General features: G+C 59.1%; 19 protein-coding genes and 1 rRNA gene. 10 read left to right on the top strand and 10 right to left on the bottom strand.

Features of this window, described 5'->3' with window-relative positions; translation table 11 throughout:
• Positions 1–36 precede the first annotated feature (36 nt).
• The 5 genes from AACY11_RS13650 to AACY11_RS13630 all read right to left on the bottom strand — a co-directional run bounded on the left by AACY11_RS13650 (position 37) and on the right by AACY11_RS13630 (position 4,508).
• Positions 37–771, bottom strand: coding sequence for an iron-containing redox enzyme family protein (locus AACY11_RS13650; RefSeq protein WP_339432333.1), 735 nt, complete (start codon positions 769–771; stop codon positions 37–39).
• On the bottom strand, positions 749–1,417 hold the full coding sequence (locus tag AACY11_RS13645) for a hypothetical protein (protein ID WP_339494974.1): 669 nt from the start codon (positions 1,415–1,417) through the stop codon (positions 749–751). The genes AACY11_RS13650 and AACY11_RS13645 overlap by 23 nt, the downstream gene beginning before the upstream one ends.
• 272 nt (positions 1,418–1,689) lie before the next feature.
• Positions 1,690–2,247, bottom strand: a complete 558-nt coding sequence (locus tag AACY11_RS13640) for an L-threonylcarbamoyladenylate synthase (RefSeq protein WP_339432331.1) — start codon at positions 2,245–2,247, stop codon at positions 1,690–1,692.
• Positions 2,248–2,301: 54 nt separating this feature from the next.
• Complete coding sequence (gene dprA / locus AACY11_RS13635) at positions 2,302–3,402, bottom strand: DNA-processing protein DprA (RefSeq protein ID WP_339432330.1); 1,101 nt, start codon at positions 3,400–3,402, stop codon at positions 2,302–2,304.
• An 80-nt stretch (positions 3,403–3,482) separates the two neighbouring features.
• On the bottom strand, positions 3,483–4,508 hold the full coding sequence (locus AACY11_RS13630; protein ID WP_339494973.1) for a LysM peptidoglycan-binding domain-containing protein: 1,026 nt from the start codon (positions 4,506–4,508) through the stop codon (positions 3,483–3,485).
• A 159-nt stretch (positions 4,509–4,667) separates the two neighbouring features.
• On the opposite strand from AACY11_RS13630, the gene def reads away from it, so the two are divergent.
• The 5 genes from def (at position 4,668) to AACY11_RS13605 (ending at position 9,352) form a co-directional block, all read left to right on the top strand.
• Positions 4,668–5,174, top strand: coding sequence for a peptide deformylase (gene def, locus AACY11_RS13625; protein WP_339432328.1), 507 nt, complete (start codon positions 4,668–4,670; stop codon positions 5,172–5,174).
• Positions 5,175–5,231: 57 nt separating this feature from the next.
• Positions 5,232–6,191 (top strand): methionyl-tRNA formyltransferase, encoded by a 960-nt coding sequence (gene fmt / locus AACY11_RS13620; protein WP_339494972.1) that lies wholly within the window; start codon positions 5,232–5,234, stop codon positions 6,189–6,191.
• Complete coding sequence (rsmB, locus tag AACY11_RS13615; protein ID WP_339432326.1) at positions 6,188–7,498, top strand: 16S rRNA (cytosine(967)-C(5))-methyltransferase RsmB; 1,311 nt, start codon at positions 6,188–6,190, stop codon at positions 7,496–7,498. The genes fmt and rsmB overlap by 4 nt, the downstream gene beginning before the upstream one ends.
• 22 nt (positions 7,499–7,520) lie before the next feature.
• Positions 7,521–8,897 carry a Trk system potassium transporter TrkA gene (gene trkA / locus AACY11_RS13610; protein ID WP_221732233.1) on the top strand — a complete coding sequence of 459 codons (1,377 nt, stop codon included), beginning with the start codon at positions 7,521–7,523 and terminating at the stop codon, positions 8,895–8,897.
• A 140-nt stretch (positions 8,898–9,037) separates the two neighbouring features.
• On the top strand, positions 9,038–9,352 hold the full coding sequence (locus AACY11_RS13605) for a tetratricopeptide repeat protein (RefSeq protein ID WP_339432325.1): 315 nt from the start codon (positions 9,038–9,040) through the stop codon (positions 9,350–9,352).
• Position 9,353: 1 nt separating this feature from the next.
• Here the strand turns inward: AACY11_RS13605 and AACY11_RS13600 are convergent, their stop codons facing one another.
• From AACY11_RS13600 to tag, 3 genes are all read right to left on the bottom strand, one after another.
• Positions 9,354–9,593 (bottom strand): PilZ domain-containing protein, encoded by a 240-nt coding sequence (locus tag AACY11_RS13600; RefSeq protein WP_339432323.1) that lies wholly within the window; start codon positions 9,591–9,593, stop codon positions 9,354–9,356.
• A gap of 84 nt (positions 9,594–9,677) precedes the next feature.
• A complete protein-coding gene (locus AACY11_RS13595) occupies positions 9,678–10,565 on the bottom strand; it encodes a lysophospholipid acyltransferase (protein ID WP_339494971.1) in 888 nt (295 codons plus the stop codon).
• A gap of 40 nt (positions 10,566–10,605) precedes the next feature.
• Entirely contained in the window at positions 10,606–11,163 is a 558-nt protein-coding gene (gene tag / locus AACY11_RS13590; RefSeq protein ID WP_339432321.1) for a DNA-3-methyladenine glycosylase I, read from the bottom strand.
• A gap of 81 nt (positions 11,164–11,244) precedes the next feature.
• Here tag and glyQ point away from each other — a divergent pair, with 81 nt between their 5' ends.
• The 4 genes from glyQ to AACY11_RS13570 all read left to right on the top strand — a co-directional run bounded on the left by glyQ (position 11,245) and on the right by AACY11_RS13570 (position 15,655).
• The gene (gene glyQ / locus AACY11_RS13585; protein ID WP_034152298.1) at positions 11,245–12,198 is read left to right on the top strand and encodes a glycine--tRNA ligase subunit alpha; all 954 of its coding nucleotides are present in this window, start codon (positions 11,245–11,247) and stop codon (positions 12,196–12,198) included.
• The gene (gene glyS / locus AACY11_RS13580; RefSeq protein ID WP_339432320.1) at positions 12,195–14,249 is read left to right on the top strand and encodes a glycine--tRNA ligase subunit beta; all 2,055 of its coding nucleotides are present in this window, start codon (positions 12,195–12,197) and stop codon (positions 14,247–14,249) included. The genes glyQ and glyS overlap by 4 nt, the downstream gene beginning before the upstream one ends.
• Positions 14,250–14,253: 4 nt before the next feature.
• On the top strand, positions 14,254–14,793 hold the full coding sequence (gene gmhB / locus AACY11_RS13575) for a D-glycero-beta-D-manno-heptose 1,7-bisphosphate 7-phosphatase (protein WP_339432319.1): 540 nt from the start codon (positions 14,254–14,256) through the stop codon (positions 14,791–14,793).
• Between the two features lie 82 nt (positions 14,794–14,875).
• Positions 14,876–15,655, top strand: a complete 780-nt coding sequence (locus tag AACY11_RS13570; protein WP_339432318.1) for a lysophospholipid acyltransferase family protein — start codon at positions 14,876–14,878, stop codon at positions 15,653–15,655.
• Positions 15,656–15,822: 167 nt separating this feature from the next.
• On the opposite strand, the gene AACY11_RS13565 is transcribed toward AACY11_RS13570, so the two are convergent.
• Positions 15,823–17,355 (bottom strand): sensor histidine kinase, encoded by a 1,533-nt coding sequence (locus AACY11_RS13565; RefSeq protein ID WP_339432317.1) that lies wholly within the window; start codon positions 17,353–17,355, stop codon positions 15,823–15,825.
• 167 nt (positions 17,356–17,522) lie between these two features.
• Here AACY11_RS13565 and AACY11_RS13560 point away from each other — a divergent pair, with 167 nt between their 5' ends.
• Entirely contained in the window at positions 17,523–18,239 is a 717-nt protein-coding gene (locus AACY11_RS13560) for a response regulator transcription factor (protein WP_339432316.1), read from the top strand.
• Between the two features lie 175 nt (positions 18,240–18,414).
• Here AACY11_RS13560 and rrf read toward each other — a convergent pair.
• Positions 18,415–18,495 (bottom strand): 5S ribosomal RNA (rrf, locus tag AACY11_RS28405); the annotation flags it as partial.

Genomic DNA, 18,495 nt, shown 5'->3' with positions numbered 1-18,495 from the left:
TTCCCTCCGCCAGCCCTGAAAATCGAAGTGCGGACTTCATGATTTATCCAACGCGTGAAGGAAGTCATAACGCGGTGCGCGGCCGTTTTGCCAGGCTTCATACTGGTCATGGACGGCTTCAAGCATGTTGCCGGTCAAGCGCAAACTGGTCTCCATGACAGTCGCAATGGCATCCCAGTCGGACTGAGATTTACACGTGCGCTGCAGGATGAGTTTTATTTCATGGAAGTGTTCGACATCAATATCGGAGTGCGCCATGAAGAACGTCAACTGAGCCGGCTTTAGCGAGAGTGTCTCGCGCAGGCTATTAATCAGCGGATTTATGAAATGATAGGCATTTTCTGCCCAATAACTGTATCCCAGCCGTTGTAGCGAATTGCCGGTAAAGGAAATCCAGTATAAATAAGCAATCAGCACTTCAGTTTCCGGAGCTGCCGGCGGAATCTTAAAATCTTCACTCTTTAGACCAAGACTCATGACATCATGCAACGCCATTTTTTCATGGCCGACTTCTTGCGCCGCATGTTCAAAACAGAACTTTGCATAAACCGGATTATCGGCATGTCGCACCCCCACCAGACCTTGGTTTCGTGCGTTATGTGCGGTGTAGTGAAAAGTTTCGATCATGTAGATTGCATATAACGCTTTGGAAACACTGCCCTCGCGTATAGCTTTTACCAGCCGTGAATTATTCAGGATTGCCGCCCACGAACTTTCGATTCGTTCATCAAGCAGGCTCAACTGTTGTTCAAAATTGACGGGCGTGATCATCGTGGCTCTCCAGGTGCAGGGTGGTTGTATGGGCAGGTTGTTGCACGGCGGCGAAAACTTGCTTCCATTGCGCTGACAGCAGCCAGTAATCGCCGCGGGCGCGTTGTTCGATATGAAGGGCCTCAGAGGTAATCGGTGTCAGACCGAACCGTTGGAACAATCGCCGTTGTGGCGATCGGCAAAGTGCGACGACACCCTCATGACCGCGCGTGATGGCCCACTCTGTGGCGGCCGCCAGCAGACAGTTGATCGGAACCGGCAGATGGTTTTGCGAGAGAGTGATCAACCGGCTGAACTCGACATAGCGCGATAGCACCATGGTGGGAGCAACATGTTGCTGCGTCAGTGACGCCCATTCGAACGGCGATGGAGTCACTCTTAATACCGCCACCAGTTGCTCATGTTGATACAGTAAAAAATGAGTACTGCACGACACTATCGCCAGCTTCTTTTCAAGCAAAACAGCCCTTGATGTCAGCATGTAATGCTGTAATCGAAGCCGAAATTGACGACCAATAAATCGTTCGAACTCTCGCGTGTCTGATCCCGCTTCAAGAATAACGACACGACAATTTTCATGGCGATTATTCAATTCCGCCTGAAGTGACTGAAGATAATCCGTTAATTGTAAATCCGTAGTATCCATTCCTTCTCCGCAGACGTTAACTTATCGAAGTTTTCTGAGCGCATTGAAATAATGGATGCTTTTGGAAATATCGCCACCGCGCGATTTCTGATAATGACGTGGGAAAAGTTACCTGTTTTTAATACTTGGCGACAAGTCTGACGTAAGCGGGAAAAATATAAACAACAAACTGTTGAAATTTGTTAGTGACTCGAAAGATAAGTCGTAGGCATATGCAGCCCTCCTCGCCCTATAAAGGCGAGGAGGACTCATACTATCGATTGAGGGGGGCGTCAGTCGGGACGAATGACGTTGCCGGTGGCCAGATCACGGATGACGCTGGGGTTCTTGCGTCCACCCAGTTCCCCGCCCAGCACCAGATCGATCTGCCCACGGAAATACTGTTCGACCCGCAACCTCGTGCGCGCCGCCGGACGCCCTTGTGGGTTGGCCGAGGTCGAAATCAGCGGCCCGACCATCGAGCACAAGTCGCGCACCTGCGGATGATCGCTGACCCGCAACGCCACGGTGTCGTGTACACCCGTAACCCACTCAGGCAGCAGGTTCTGGTGCGGCACCAGCCAGGTGTTCGGCCCTGGCCAGGTGCTGGCCATGCGGTCGATCCACTCCTGCGGGAAGTCTTCGAACAGAAAGTCGAACTGGCGGATGTTGTCGGCGACCAGAATCAGGCCCTTGTCGACCGAACGATTCTTGATCGCCAGCAACCGATCCACCGCCTCTTCGTTCCACGGGTCGCAACCCAGTCCCCAGACGGCTTCGGTTGGATAGGCAATCACCGCCCCGGCACGAATCTCTCGTGCGGCTTGTTGCACACGCCAACTGTTGACCATGAAAAACTCTCCGCAAACAGGTTTCGCGCAGTTTACCGATCTTCCCTGTAAAACCTAGCGTGTCCTCGCCAACCAGCGACCGTTTTCACACACTGCACGGCCGTCCATTTCCAGTTCGGTCAGTGCCGCCAGCACTTTGGGCAAAGCCCAGCCGCTGCTGGCGACCAAGGCTTCACTGGTGTGTGGCGCCGCGTGGAGCAGGCGCAGCAGTGGGTGATCGGTTTTCGGGGTGTCGGTGGATATCGGTAGACGCTGCCAGCCACGCAGCGCTTCAAGAATATGTTCGATGGTTTCCACCAGCACCGCGCCATCGCGGATCAACTGGTGACAACCCCGCGCACCGGGGTGATGAATGGAGCCAGGAATGGCGTAAACCTCGCGCCCCTGCTCCGCCGCCAGCCGCGCGGTGATCAACGAACCACTGGCGACACTTGCCTCCACCACCAATACACCAAGGGACAAGCCACTTATGATCCGGTTACGTCGCGGGAAGTTGCTCGCGCTCGGTCCGGCGTCCAGCGGGAACTCCGAAAGCACCGCGCTGCCCGAGGCAATCATTGCGTCAGCCAGTCGCCGATTGCGCTGTGGATAAAAATTTTCCAGACCCGTGCCAAGCACGCCGACCGTCTGCCCTCCCACGTCCAGTGCCGCTTGATGCGCGGCGGCATCAATACCCAACGCCAAGCCACTGTTGATGACAAAACCAGCCCCGGCGAGGCTGCGGGAAAACGCCGCCGCTGTGTCCATTCCCGGACGCGAAGCGCGTCGACTGCCCACCATCGCCAGTTGCGGTTTCTCCAGAATAAGCGGATCGCCAGCCACGAACAGCAGCGGTGGCGGATCGGGAATCTGTGCCAACAAGGCCGGGTAATCCGGTTGATCCCACATCAGCAAATGCTGACCTGGGCGCTCTAGCCAGCGCATTGCATGACTGGCGCCCTCGCGCACTTCAAGACAGCGCCGCGCTTCAGCGCATGCCGCTGGCAAACCCAGCGAGCGCCAGGCGCTTGCCGGGGCGCTGATGGCTTTGGAAGCCGAGCCGAAGGCTTCGAGCAATTTGGCAAACCGCTTCGGGCCGATTTCCGGCAAGCGGTGCAGGCGCAGGCGCGCTTCCAGTTCCGCCGGGGAAACGGGCGTACAGACAGACATCATCATGGATCATCCTTGATCGTTATAAGCCCCGAACCATTCGGAACAAGCTGTGGATAACTCTGTTGGTAACTTGTTGGGCACGCTTACGGATTGCGCACCTTGTCGAGCACCGCCAGCGAGCGCGATGCGTTGAGCACGAGGCCGTAGCTGAGCTTTTCGTAGGTGCGGAACACCATCAGCAATCCGGCGCGTTCGTCGGGAATTTTCAAGGGTTGGCCGGTGATGCGGTCACGCACGGTTTCCCCGGTTTTCATCACCACCAGCACATTGCCTTCGGCCAAACCATCGCGTTTGCCCTTGTTCAGGGTGACCACGTCCATCACACCGATCTGGGTGACGCCGCGGGGCACGTCGATGATCACCCCGTTGATGTTGCTGGCCGGGGCGCTGGGCATGAAGGTCGAATTGATCGAACGCTCTTCGCCGCTGAACAAACGGTCGCCGAGGCGCACTTCCTGAGTGGTGCGTTGCAGGGCGAGGGTGGCGACGTCGCCTTCGGTGGCAACGACTTCACCACCACCGATGTCGTCGGCGTTGATCCCCAGAAACTCCTTGGTCTGCGGATCGGTGTAGACCTTGCCCTGGCGGAAAATCCCGTAAACCGGCTGGTTCGGGTCGAAATGGCCGCGAGCGAAGATGCGGTCTCCGGTGCCGCTGAGCACCCGTTCGGCATCACCGGCAACGATGTACGGCGCCTTGTCGAAGTCCTCGACCTTGTCGACGATGCGGTTGCTCAGCAGAAAACTGTTGATCGATTTCAGTGGGATGCTCGGAATCGCCTCGGCCACCGGGCTGGTGCGAATTCGTGGCGACAGCTTGATCGTGCCCCGTGACTCGCCACGGTTGAGGGTCAGTTGCGGCTGGCCGTTGACGTAATTGAGCGTCAGCGTGTCGCCGGGGTAGATCAGGTTGGGGTTTTCAATTTGCGGATTGGCCCGCCACAACAGTGGCCATTGCCAGGGCTCACGCAGGTATTTGCCGGAGATATCCCAGAGGGTATCCCCCGAAACCACCGTGTATTGCTGTGGAAAACCATCCCTGAGTTGCACTTGCCCTTGCGCCACGCCGGCCGAAGCCAGAAGCAGCAGGGCGAGTAGTGTTTTCCTCATGCAGCGAATCCCTTTATCATGTGCGTTCGCGTGAACCGTCAGAGCCCCCGTGGCTCGCTACTGCAAACTGCATTAGCTACGCTTCACAACGGTAGCCTGCATCTTCGGACCTGCCAGGCCATCGACCCGACTTTACTCAATACGTGCAGCAATCAGCCTATGGCCATTTTAAACATCCTCGAATTTCCGGACCCGCGTCTGCGTACTATCGCCAAGCCTGTGGCCGTAGTGGACGACGAAGTGCGTCAGTTGGTCGATGACATGTTTGAAACAATGTATGAAGCGCCGGGCATCGGCCTCGCCGCGACCCAGGTCAATGTGCACCAACGTATCGTTGTGATGGACCTTTCCGAAGACCGCACCGAACCACGGGTATTCATCAACCCCGAGTTCGAATCGCTGACCGAAGAAATGGATCAGTATCAGGAAGGCTGCCTCTCGGTGCCGGGTTTCTACGAAAACGTCGACCGCCCGCAGAAGGTCAGGATCAAGGCGCTGGACCGCGACGGCAAGCCCTATGAGCTGATCGCCGAAGGCCTGCTCGCCGTGTGCATCCAGCACGAATGCGACCACCTCAACGGCAAATTGTTCGTCGATTACCTGTCCACGCTCAAACGCGACCGGATCAAGAAGAAACTGGAAAAGCTGCATCGCCAGAACGCTTGATGCCCCTCTTCAAAGGCTTGCTGCGGCAAGCCTTTTTCTTTTTATGAGACGCCTTCCATGACTGAGCCACTGCGCATCGTTTTTGCCGGTACCCCTGAATTCGCCGCTGAACACCTCAAGACCTTGCTGAGCAGCCCTTACGAGATCGTTGCGGTCTACACCCAACCGGATCGTCCGGCCGGTCGCGGGCAAAAACTGATGCCGAGCCCGGTTAAACAGCTAGCGCTGGAAAATAATATCCAGGTGTTGCAGCCGCCGACTTTGCGCAACGCTGACGCTCAGGCTGAACTCGCCGCGCTGAAGCCGGACTTGATGGTGGTGGTCGCCTACGGCCTGATCCTGCCGCAAGTGGTGCTGGATATTCCGCGCCTGGGCTGCATCAACAGCCACGCCTCCTTATTGCCACGCTGGCGCGGTGCAGCGCCGATTCAGCGAGCCGTGGAAGCGGGCGATGCCGAAAGTGGCGTGACCGTGATGCGCATGGAGGCGGGCCTCGACACCGGGCCGATGCTGCTCAAGGTCGTCACACCGATCAGCGCCGAAGACACCGGCGGCAGTCTCCACGACCGTCTCGCCGAGCTGGGCCCACCGGCCGTGGTGCAGGCGATTGCCGGTCTCGCTGCCGGAACGCTGGAAGGCGAAGTGCAGAACGATGACCTCGCCACCTACGCGCACAAACTCAACAAGGACGAAGCGCGCATCGACTGGAGCCGCCCGGCCGTTGAGCTGGAGCGTCTGGTCCGCGCCTTCAATCCATGGCCGATCACCCACAGCACCCTCAACGGTGAAGCGTTGAAAGTGCTGGCGGCGACGCTCGCCGAAGGCAACGGCGCACCGGGCACCATCCTCAGCGCCAGCAAGGACGGCTTGATCGTCGCGTGCGGCGCACAGGCACTGTGCCTGACCCGTCTGCAATTGCCCGGCGGCAAGGCGCTGAACTTCAGCGACCTGTTCAACAGCCGTCGTGAGAAATTCGCTGTCGGCACCGTGCTGGGCGCTGCGGTGGCCGCGCAATGAACCCGCGTCTGGCCGCCGCCAAGGCACTCGCCGCGGTACTGAGTGGCAAAGCCTCGCTGAACAGTTCCCTGCCGACACAACTGGACAAGGTCGAGGATCGCGATCGCGGCTTCACTCAGGATCTGGCGTTCGGCACAGCGCGCTGGCAGCCACGCTTGTCGGCGCTGGCGGAAAAACTGCTGCAGAAACCCTTCAAGGCCGCCGACGCCGATGTCGAGGCACTGCTGCTGGTCGGGCTCTACCAACTGCTCTACACCCGTGTGCCGGCCCACGCCGCCATCGGTGAAACGGTAGGGTGCGCCGACAAGCTGAAAAAGCCTTGGGCCAAGGGTTTGCTCAACGCCGTGCTGCGTAACGCGCAACGCGAGAGCGAAACGATTTTCGCCGAACTGGAGCGTGATCCGGTGGTGCGTACCGCCCACCCCCGCTGGCTGCAAAAATCCCTGAAAGCTTTCTGGCCCGAGCAGTGGGAAGCGATCTGCGAAGCCAACAACGCGCATCCGCCGATGATTCTGCGGGTCAATCGCCGTCATCACAGTCGCGACGCCTACCTGGGGTTGCTGACTGACGCCGGTATCGCGGCGACACCGTGCATTTACAGCCGCGACGGCATCGTCCTCGAAGCCGCCGCCGACGTGCGCAGCCTGCCGGGTTTTGCCGATGGCTGGATCAGCGTGCAGGACGAAGCGGCGCAACTGGCCGCCGACTTGCTTGACCTCGCTCCGGGCCAGCGGGTGCTCGATGCCTGCTGCGCCCCGGGAGGCAAGACCTGCCACATCCTTGAGGCAGAACCTGCGCTGGCTGGCGTGGTAGCGGTGGATCTGGAAGCCAAGCGTCTGGTGCGAGTCAGAGAGAACCTTGAACGGTTGGGGCTGAGCGCCGAACTGATCGCCGCCGACGGTCGCGAAACGGCAGTATGGTGGGACGGCAAACCGTTCCAGCGCATCCTGCTCGACGCACCGTGTTCGGCCACTGGCGTCATCCGCCGCCATCCGGACATCAAACTGACCCGCCAGGCCGACGACATCGCGGCTCTGGCGCAACTGCAAGGCGAGTTGCTCGACGCAATGTGGAAAACCCTCGAAGTCGGCGGCATTGTGCTCTACGCCACTTGCTCGACTTTGCCGACCGAGAACACCGAAGTGATTGCCGCGTTCCTCGAACGCACGGCGGGCGCACGGGAACTCGATCTGGCAACGACGGCCGGGATCAAGCAGCCCCATGGTCGCCAATTGCTGGCCCAGCAGGGTGGCCATGACGGTTTCTACTACGCCAAGCTGATCAAGATCGCTGCCTCTCGCGGCTAAACGGATTCAACGGAGTGACTGGATGAAAATCATCATCCTCGGTGCAGGACAGGTCGGCGGTTCGCTGGCTGAACATTTGGCCAGCGAGGCCAACGACATCACGGTGGTCGACACGGACGGCGAGCGCCTGCGCGACCTCGGCGACCGCCTCGACATCCGCACCATTCAGGGCCGTGGCTCGCTGCCGTCGGTGCTGCGTCAGGCCGGCGCCGACGACGCCGACATGCTGGTTGCGGTGACCAACAGCGACGAAACCAACATGGTTGCCTGCCAGGTCGCCCACACGCTGTTCCACACCCCGACCAAAATCGCCCGGGTGCGCGAAGCGTCTTACCTGGCCCGCGAGGAACAACTGTTCCAGAACGAAGCGATTCCGGTCGACGTGCTGATCAGCCCCGAGCAAGTGGTCACCAATTACATCAAGCGCCTGATCCAGCATCCCGGCGCCTTGCAGGTGATCGACTTCGCCGAGGGCAAGGCGCAACTGGTGGCCGTGCGTGCGTATTACGGCGGGCCGCTGGTGGGTCAGCAACTGCGCCAGTTGCGTGAACACATGCCGAATGTCGAGACCCGTGTGGCAGCGATTTTCCGCCGCGACCGGCCGATCCTGCCTCAGGGCGACACGGTGATCGAAGCCGATGACGAAGTCTTCTTCATCGCTGCGCGTGAGGATATTCGCGCGGTGATGAGTGAAATGCGCCGTCTCGACGAAACCTACAAACGCATCGTCATCGCCGGTGGCGGGCAGATCGGCGAACGCTTGGCCGAGGCCATCGAAAGCCGTTATCAGGTGAAGATCATCGAGATGAGCCCGGCACGTTGCCGCTATCTCTCCGACACCCTCGACAGCACCGTGGTGCTGCAGGGCAGCGCGTCGGACCGCGACTTGCTGCTGGAAGAGAACATCGCCGACGCCGATATCTTCCTCGCCCTGACCAACGATGACGAAGCCAACATCATGTCGTCGCTGCTGGCCAAACGGCTGGGGGCTAAGAAAGTGATGACGATCATCAACAACCCGGCTTATGTCGACCTGATCCAGGGCGGCGACATCGACATCGCCATCAGCCCGCAACTGGCGACCATCGGTACCTTGCTGGCCCACGTGCGCCGTGGCGATATCGTCAGCGTTCACTCATTGCGTCGCGGTGCGGCGGAGGCCATCGAGGCGATTGCCCACGGTGACGCCAAATCAAGCAAGGTGATCGGCAAGCCCATCGATAAAATCGGCCTGCCACCGGGTACCACCATCGGCGCCGTCATCCGCAATGAACAAGTGATCATCGCCCACGACGACACCGTGATCGAAGCGGGTGACCATGTAATTCTGTTCCTTGTGGATAAAAAGCATATCCGGGATGTGGAGAAGTTGTTCCACGTCGGATTGAGCTTCTTCTGAGTGTGGCGGTAACAGCACAGGCCTCTTCGCGGGCAAGCCCGCTCCCACAGGGGAATGCATTCCAATGGTGGGGCTTGCTGGCGAAGGCGGCCTCACTAACCCCCAGCAACACCTGACACTCCACAGAAAGGAATCCACAAATGCTCCAATCCCTGGAAAAAATGCTCGCCAAGGGTGTGGATAACGCCCTGCTGCGCTTTGGCCTGGGTAAGGGATACTTGGACCTGGGAGAGAACGCCAAGGCTGCCGAGCACTTTGAGCGCTGTGTCGGTTTCGATCCGAAATATTCGGCGGCGTGGAAACTGTTGGGCAAGGCGCAACTGGCGCTCGGCGATAGCGCCGCCGCACGCCACGCCTGGGAGCAAGGTCTGGAAGCGGCCCGCGCCCATGGCGACAAGCAGGCCGAGAAGGAAATGACGGTGTTTCTGAAGAAGCTCGATCGTCAGGCGCAATGATCTACAGATAGCGCAAGCCGATCCCGTCGGCATCCACCGTCACCACTTCCATCCGCACTCGTGGCGCGCCTGTGGGTAAATCCTGCACCTGCCCGTAAACCACCGCGCCCTTGGGCAATGACGCCAAACGCGAATGCTGGACATACACCCCGGTAGGCGACAGGTTGCGCGTTTGCCCAAGGCATTCGCCAAAGCTGTCGTGACTGATCTTGATACGCAATGATTTGCGGTGTTCGGACATCTGCTGCGCCCTTGAATGAACGGTTGTGGATAACCCTGGAGGTGAAGTTATCCACAGATCATGCCAATCATGATCTCCAACGCCTCAGTACCAGCGCTCCTCGCCCGGTGGACGTTTCTTGAAACGCTTCATGCTCCACATGTACTGGCTCGGATACGCCGCCACATAACGCTCGACCACTTGGCTCATGGCCGCGCAGGACGTCTCGGTATCGGTGCTGTACATGGCGTCGGGCGCGGCTTCGAGGATCACTTTGTAGCCGGAACCATCGGGCAGACGCAGTGCATGCAGGAACACGCCAACCGCTTTGCCGCCAGCGAGCATGTTCGGTACGAATTTGCTGGTCAGCGCCTGAGAGGCGAAGAACGGCACGAAGATCCCGGCGGATTCGGCCGGTTCCGGGTCGGCCGGAATGCCCACCGCACCACCTTTGCGCACTTCCTTGATGACGCTGAGGATGCCTTCTTTGGTGGAAGCGGCGACTTTGTTGCCCAACTGCACGCGCTGTTTGCGCAGCAATTGATCCACAGCCTTGAGCTTGGGCGGACGGTAGAAAATGATCGGTTTGCACTGGCTGCAATAGAAGTGGTTGAGCACTTCCCAGTTTCCCAGGTGGCTGGTGATACCGACCACGCCTTTACCCGAGGCCAGTGCATCCTTGAGGATGTCGAGGCCTTCGACTTCGCGCACCAGATCAATGGAACGCTGGGCTGGCCAGATCCAGGCGCAGGCGCTTTCGGTCAGGGACTTGCCAATGTCTTTCAGGCTCTGGCCGACCAGACGTTCACGCTCGGCCGGGTCCATCTGAGGAAAACACTTGGCGAGGTTGATCCGCACCACGTCGCGTGAACGGTTGGGGGTTTTCCACATGATCCAGCCGATCGCCGAACCCACGGCCTGCACCGCCCGCCATGGCAGCAGGGCAAACAGCCGCAGAGCGCCTACCAGCAAGGCGCCTTTAAACTTTTCCACAGGTCACTCCTGATCTTGTGCTGTGCGCGAGGCGGCCATTCTAACCGCCGTTGACGAGTTGCGCGTAGCGGTCGCAGTCCTGCGTGTGATCCATGACCATGCCCGAGGCCTGCATCAGCGCGTAGCAAATGGTCGGGCCGACGAACGTGAACCCGGCCTTTTTCAGGGCTTTGCTCATCTCCAGCGCTTCGGGGGTGATGGCCGGGACTTCGCTGCGATCCTTGAAGTGATTGACGATCGATTGGTCGCCAACGAACGACCAGAGAAACTCCACCGGGTTCTCCAGCGCCAGCCACGCCTGGGCATTGCGCCGGGCAGCATTGAGTTTGAGGCGGTTGCGGATGATCCCCGGATCGCGCATCAATTCGTCGATTTCGGCGTCAGTCATCTGCGCGACGCGCTGGACGTCGAAGCCGAACAACACCTGGCGATAACGCTCGCGTTTGCGCAGTACGGTGATCCAGGAAAGCCCGGCCTGGAACCCTTCGAGCAAAAGCAACTCGAACAAACCCTGCGCATCGCGTAGCGGCGTGCCCCACTCCTGATCGTGATAAGCCATGTACAGCGGATCTTCGGTACACCAAAAGCAGCGTGGCATAAGGCTCCAGGGGGCGTGCGCAGCAACGAATCGGGTATACTCCCGCTCTTTAAATCGCAGCCCAAGAAACAGGTGAATTTCGTGAGCCAGCCTACGCCAGCCGTGCGTACCTTCCAAGACTTGATCCTCGCGCTCCAGCAATACTGGGCCGAGCAAGGTTGTGTGGTACTTCAGCCCTACGATATGGAAGTAGGCGCCGGCACTTTCCACACCGCGACCTTCCTGCGCGCCATCGGCCCGGAAACCTGGAACGCCGCCTACGTGCAGCCAAGCCGCCGTCCAACTGACGGCCGTTACGGCGAAAACCCGAACCGTCTGCAGCACTACTATCAGTTTCAGGTAGTCCTGAAACCGAACCCGGACAACTTCCAGGAGCTGTACCTGGGCTCCCTCAAGCATGTCGGCCTGGACCCGCTGGTCCACGACATTCGCTTCGTCGAAGACAACTGGGAATCGCCGACCCTCGGCGCCTGGGGTCTGGGCTGGGAAGTCTGGCTCAACGGGATGGAAGTCACTCAGTTCACCTACTTCCAGCAAGCGGGCGGCATCGAGTGCTACCCGGTGACCGGCGAGATCACCTACGGTCTGGAACGTCTGGCCATGTACCTGCAAGGCGTGGACTCGGTCTACGACCTGGTCTGGGCTGACGGCCCGATGGGCAAAGTGACCTATGGCGACGTGTTCCACCAGAACGAAGTGGAACAATCCACTTACAACTTCGAACACGCCAACGTCGACAAACTGTTCGAATTGTTCGACTTCTATGAAGGCGAAGCCAAGCGCCTGATCGAACTCGACCAGCCGCTGCCGTTGCCGAGCTACGAAATGGTGTTGAAGGCCTCGCACACCTTCAACCTGCTGGACGCGCGCCGGGCGATCTCGGTGACCGCGCGTCAGCAATACATTCTGCGCGTGCGCACCCTGGCGCGTTCCGTTGCGCAAGCCTACCTGCTGGCTCGCGCCAAGCTGGGCTTCCCGATGGCGACCCCGGACCTGCGTGACGAAGTACTGGCCAAGCTGGAGGCTGCACAATGAGTGCGCAAGATTTTCTGGTTGAACTGGGCACCGAAGAACTGCCACCCAAAGCCCTGAACACTTTGGCCGACGCGTTCCTCGCCGGTATCGACAAGGGCCTGCAAGCCGCCGGCCTGAGCTACGAGACGAAAACCGTCTACGCCGCGCCGCGTCGTCTGGCTGTATTGATCACCGCGCTGGCCACCCAGCAGCCGGATCGCAGCATCAACCTGGACGGCCCGCCACGTCAGGCGGCGTTCGACGCTGAAGGCAATCCAACGCAAGCAGCCTTGGGCTTTGCCAAGAAGTGCGGCGTCGATCTGAGCGAAATCGACCAGAGCGGCCCAAAACTGCGCTACAGCCAGAACATCGCCGGCAAGCCGACCGTGAGCCTGCTGCCGACCATCGTCGAAGATTCGCTGAACGACCTGCCGATCCCGAAACGCATGCGTTGGGGTGCGCGCAAGGAAGAGTTCGTGCGTCCGACCCAATGGCTGGTGATGCTGCTCGGCGACCAGGTCATCGACTGCACCATCCTCGCGCAGAAGGCTGGCCGTGATTCCCGTGGCCACCGTTTCCACCACCCGCAAAGCGTTCGCATCGGTTCGCCGTCGAGCTACCTGGCCGACCTGCGCGCCGCTTATGTGTTGGCCGATGCCAACGAGCGTCGCGAGATCATCAGCAAGCGCACCGAAGAACTGGCCACCCGCCAGGAAGGCACCGCAATCGTTCCGCCGGCGCTGCTCGACGAAGTGACCGCACTGGTTGAATGGCCGGTGCCGCTGGTGTGCTCGTTCGAGGAACGCTTCCTCGACGTGCCGCAGGAAGCACTGATCACCACCATGCAGGACAACCAGAAGTATTTCTGCCTGCTGGATGCCGACGGCAAGTTGCTGCCACGCTTCATCACCGTCGCCAACATTGAAAGCAAAGACCCACAGCAGATCATCGCCGGTAACGAGAAAGTGGTTCGCCCACGCCTGACCGACGCCGAGTTCTTCTTCAAGCAAGACAAGAAGCAGAAACTCGAAGTTTTCAACGATCGCCTGAAGAACGTGGTGTTCCAGGAAAAACTCGGCAGCGTCTACGACAAGGCCGAGCGCGTTTCGAAACTGGCGGCTTATATCGCCGCACGCATCGGCGGCAACGCGTCGTGGGCTGCCCGCGCTGGCCTGCTGTCGAAGTGCGACCTGGCCACCGAAATGGTCGGCGAGTTCCCGGAGATGCAAGGTGTCGCCGGCTACTACTACGCCCTCAATGACGGCGAGCCGGAAGATGTCGCGCTGGCACTGAACGAGCAGTACATGCCACGCGGCGCCGGTGCTGAACTGCCGGCGACCCTGACCGGTGCAGCCGTCGCGATCGCTGACAAACTGGACACGCTGGTCGGCATCTTTGGCATCGGCATGCTGCCAACCGGCAGCAAAGACCCGTACGCCCTGCGCCGTGCGGCTCTCGGCGTGCTGCGCATCCTGATCGAGAAACAACTGGATCTGGACCTGAACGACGCCGTGGCCTTCGCCGTGAATGCGTTCGGTGCCAAGGTCAAGGCTGCCGGCCTCAACGACTCCGTGCTGGAATTCATCTTCGACCGTCTGCGTGCGCGTTACGAAGACGAAGGCGTGGACGTGGCGACCTACCTGTCGGTACGTGCCCTGAAGCCAGGTTCGGCGCTGGACTTCGACCAGCGTGTACAAGCGGTTCAGGCCTTCCGCAAACTGCCGGAGGCGGCAGCGCTGGCGGCGGTCAACAAGCGTGTTTCCAACTTGCTGAGCAAGCTTGAAGGCGCTGTACCGACTGAGGTACAGGCCAAGTACTTCGACAATGCCAACGAGTTCTCGCTGTATTCGGCGATCCAGCAAGCGGATCAGGCTGTACAGCCAATGGCCGCCGCGCGTCAGTACAACGAATCGCTGGCACGCCTGGCGGCATTGCGTGAACCGGTGGATGCGTTCTTTGACGCCGTGATGGTCAATGCCGAAGACGCCAATGTGCGGGCCAACCGTTACGCGCTGCTGGCGCGACTGCGTGGCCTGTTCCTGGGCGTGGCCGACATTTCGCTGCTGGGTTGAGGGATTGCTGTTGAAACTGCTGATTCTCGATCGTGACGGAGTGATCAATTACGACTCCGACGCTTACATCAAGTCGGTGGAGGAGTGGATTCCTTTGCCCGGCTCGATCGAGGCGATTGCGCAGTTGAGCAAGGCCGGCTGGACGGTGGCGGTCGCCACCAACCAGTCAGGCATTGCTCGCGGCTACTACGACCTCGCCACCCTCGACGCCATGCACACGCGCTTGCGCGAACTGGTGGCGGAGCAGGGTGGCGAGGTCGGTTTGATCGTGTATTGCCCGCATGGGCCGGACGAGGGGTGCGATTGCCGCAAACCTAAACCGGGGATGTTGAAAACCATCGCGGCGCATTACAACATCGAACTGACCCATGTCTGGTTCGTCGGTGACAGCCTTGGTGACCTGGAGGCCGCCAAAGCCGTCGATTCACAACCCGTTTTGGTAAAGACCGGGAAAGGCGAAAAGACTCAGGGCAAAACCCTGCCGGTTGGCACTCTGATTTTTGACGATCTAGCGGCGATTGCCGCAGAACTTATCCACAACTAGAGTACTTCTGAAATTCCTGACCAGGGATTGATCGGGAGTGCGCTTGAACAGTCGGGCATTGCCCGTAACGGTAAACGTCGCCATGTCGATACTGCGGGCCATCAGAATCTTCCTCTTTTACCTGCTGCTGGGCACCACCTCCTTGCTGTGGTGCAGCCTGAGCTTTTTCATCGCGCCCTTTCTGCCATTCAAGGCGCGTTATCGTTTTATCAACGTGTACTGGTGCCGTTGCGCCTTGTGGTTGACCAAGGTGTTTCTGGGTATCCGTTACGAAATCAAAGGCGCGCAAAACGTGCCTGACCAGCCCTGCGTGATTCAATCGAACCACCAGAGCACTTGGGAGACGTTCTTTCTCTCCGCGTATTTCTCGCCGCTGAGCCAGGTGCTCAAGCGCGAACTGCTTTACGTGCCGTTCTTCGGCTGGGCCATGGCGATGCTGCGGCCGATCGCAATCGATCGCGACAACCCGAAAGCCGCGCTTAAACAAGTCGCGGCCAAAGGTGATGAACTGCTCAAGGACAACGTTTGGGTGCTGATCTTCCCTGAAGGTACACGCGTTCCTTTTGGCACTGTCGGCAAGTTCTCCCGCAGCGGCAGCGCTTTGGCGGTAAATGCTGCACTTCCGGTGCTGCCGATTGCACACAATGCCGGCAAATTCTGGCCGAAAATCGGCTGGGGGAAAAAATCCGGTGTGATCACGGTGGTCATCGGCGAGCCGATGTATGCCGAAGGTACTGGCCCCCGCGCCATCGCCGAACTCAATGACCGTGTGCAAGCGTGGAACGAGAAGACCCAGCGCGACATGGGTTCACTGCCACCGGCCCCACAAGCCCCCGCCGCCAGCGATCAAATGGCTGTCTGAGATTTTGTGGATAACCTGTGTACGGTTTTGTTGAAAAAGCTTGAATATTCAATATAAGAGATTGATTTACTTATATATTTCCCAAGCTCATAAAACGCCGTAAATGGTGCATAAGTTTTTTTCGGATGTAAAAAAACCGGCTGATATAGCCGGTTTTTTGTATCTGTTTACTCAGGGATCAGCGGCAACTCAAGGACAAACGTGGTGCCCTGATCAACCACGCTGCGGCACTCGATGCGGCCACCATGGTGATCGACCACAGCCTTGACCATCGACAGGCCCAGGCCTACACCATCAATGCCTTGGGCGGATGAAAAACGCCGGTACTGACTGAACAAATCCGGCAGTTCCTGCGCGGCAATGCCCTTGCCCTGATCGGTCAACTCACACTGCAGCCATTCGCCGCCACAACTGACACGCAGCGCGATCCGGCTATCCGCCGGGCTGTATTTGATCGCGTTTTCCAGCAAGTTGAACAAGGCACGGGTCAGCAACCCCTGGTCGGCCTGTATCAGCCGCTCCTGAGATTGCTCATCCATGTCGTGAAACACATCGATGCGTTTTTGCTGGGCAATGGGTAAGACCTGATCCAGCACGTCGAGCACCAACATCGCGAACAACGTTGGCTGAAACTGATAGGCCTCAGATTCGGCGCGCGCCAGCAGCACGAAGCCATCGGTCAGATCCAGAGCGCGACGGACCTGACGCTCAATCTGTTCAAACAACGGCGAGTCAGCACCAGCCTGATGACCGTGGACGTCGAGCAACGCGAGAATCGCCGAGTGCGGAGCACGCAGATCATGGGAGAGAAAGCGCAGCAACACACCGCGCTGTTCTTCCGCCGCGCGTTCAGCACTCAGATCTGTCAGGCTCAACAGCCAGCCGATGGGCGTGTCACCGTCCACCGGCAGCAGTGCCGCACGTTCCAGGCGCAGACTGCGTTCCTTGTGATCTCTGAACTCCAACAGTGGCAGCGCGGACAACAGTGGGTGTGGCTCGGTAGACAACTCTGGATAACCGAGGCGCGCCAGTTGAACGAGGATATCGTCGCCCACCAGTTGATTTTCGAAGAGATGGCGAGCCTTTCGATTGCCCAGCAGGATTTGCCCCTTTGGATCGCTGATCAGTGTCGCGACCGGCAGGTATTCCAGGCCGTCAGCGATAAAACGCCGGGTATCACGGGTGCGGCTCATGGCTTGCTCAAGCGCCATGATCTGGCCCTGCAATCGATCGGCGCCGGTGAGTTGTGTGCGGCGTCGTTCGGGAAAGACTTTCGGCTCGCTGTCCAACCGCGCCAACTCCCAACCGAAGTAGGTCAACACCACACTCAGACGTCGCCAGTTCCAGATCAAATAGCCGAACAACATGCCCAGTACCGCAGGTGTCGGCGACCACCAACGTCGCATTTCAGCGAGCCCGGCACTGGCCGTCAGCGCACACGCCATGCCTGTCAGCGTTATCCAGAGCGCCCAGCGCGGACGCCAAAGCAGCAAACCCAACACAAACGCCACCATGCCCACCGACAGCATCGCTCCCCCCCCGGGGCCCGCAGCGTGCAGGTTGATCTGCGCGCGATAGGACAGCAATGCAGTCAGCGGCAACAGCACTAGACTTATCCACAACCACTCGCGTACCAACTGTCGAAACAGTCGCTGCACTTGGCTGGGTTCACGACTTTCGTACCGACGCCGATCATTCATGGGAAAAACGGCAGGGGTAGGTGAATGGTTTCATAGGCCACAGGTCTGAAGACGTAGAACGGAGAATCATAGCGGACGTCGACCAATGGCGGCCGCATACTTTCATAGCGATGGGCGAGCCGGTATTGTCGACACCCCACCGCCCCAGCAACAGGGAAGAACCGCGTATGCGCGTTGCAATACTGGACGACGAGCCCGCCGAACTGCGCCGGGTCGAGCAAACCCTGCAACAAATGGCTGAAGTCGGAGACCAGCCATGGTCACTGCACAGCTTCGAACGTGGCGAAGACCTGCTGCGACAGTTACGCCGGGAAACCTTCGACCTGCTAATTCTCGACTGGCAACTCCCCGACCTCTCCGGCCTGGCACTTTTGCGCTGGACCCGCGAACACATGGAAGCACCACCGGCCGCGATCATGCTTACCAGTCGCGACGGAGAAAGCGATATCGTCCAGGCGTTGAATGCGGGAGCTGATGACTATGTCAGCAAACCGTTTCGCCCCAACGAACTGAAGGCTCGAGTTGCTGCGGTACTGCGCCGACACAGTCTGCAACGTACAGCCGCTACTGAAGTCCGCTGCTTCAATGATTTGACCTTCGATGACGCCGAACTGAGCGTCACCCGCGAAGGCAAGGCGATCGTCATGACGGAGCGCGAATATCGGTTGGCGCGCTGTCTGTTCAGCAATCTCGGTCGGCCGTTATCACGCGACTATCTTTACGAGCGCTTCTGGCCCCATGAAGAAGTGGCTTCCTCGAGACCTCTGGATACCCACATTTATCGCCTGCGCAACAAGCTAGGACTCACAGCGGATCGGGGTTGGCAACTGCTGACAATTTACGGTTATGGATATCGGTTAGAAAGTGTGTCGATAGCGAAGTAAGCGTCCGAACGCTACCCTACCTCCAAGATAGTGCGCACTAAAAAATGGTGTCTACTATCCTGGCTAATTTGGAGAACGATCAGGAGTGGGTGACCGGACAGTTACTCTTAGGAAGCTTTTTCGAGCCAAAAAACAAAACCCCAACTGCTTTCGCAATTGGGGTTTCGGAATTTAATCTTGACGATGACCTACTCTCACATGGGGAAACCCCACACTACCATCGGCGATGCATCGTTTCACTGCTGAGTTCGGGATG

Source organism: Pseudomonas sp. RA_105y_Pfl2_P56, from assembly GCF_963970845.1.
Classification (GTDB): Bacteria; Pseudomonadota; Gammaproteobacteria; order Pseudomonadales; family Pseudomonadaceae; genus Aquipseudomonas; species Aquipseudomonas baetica_A.
Note: the sequence above shows the minus strand (reverse complement) of the source record. Positions and strands in the feature narration are given on the sequence as shown.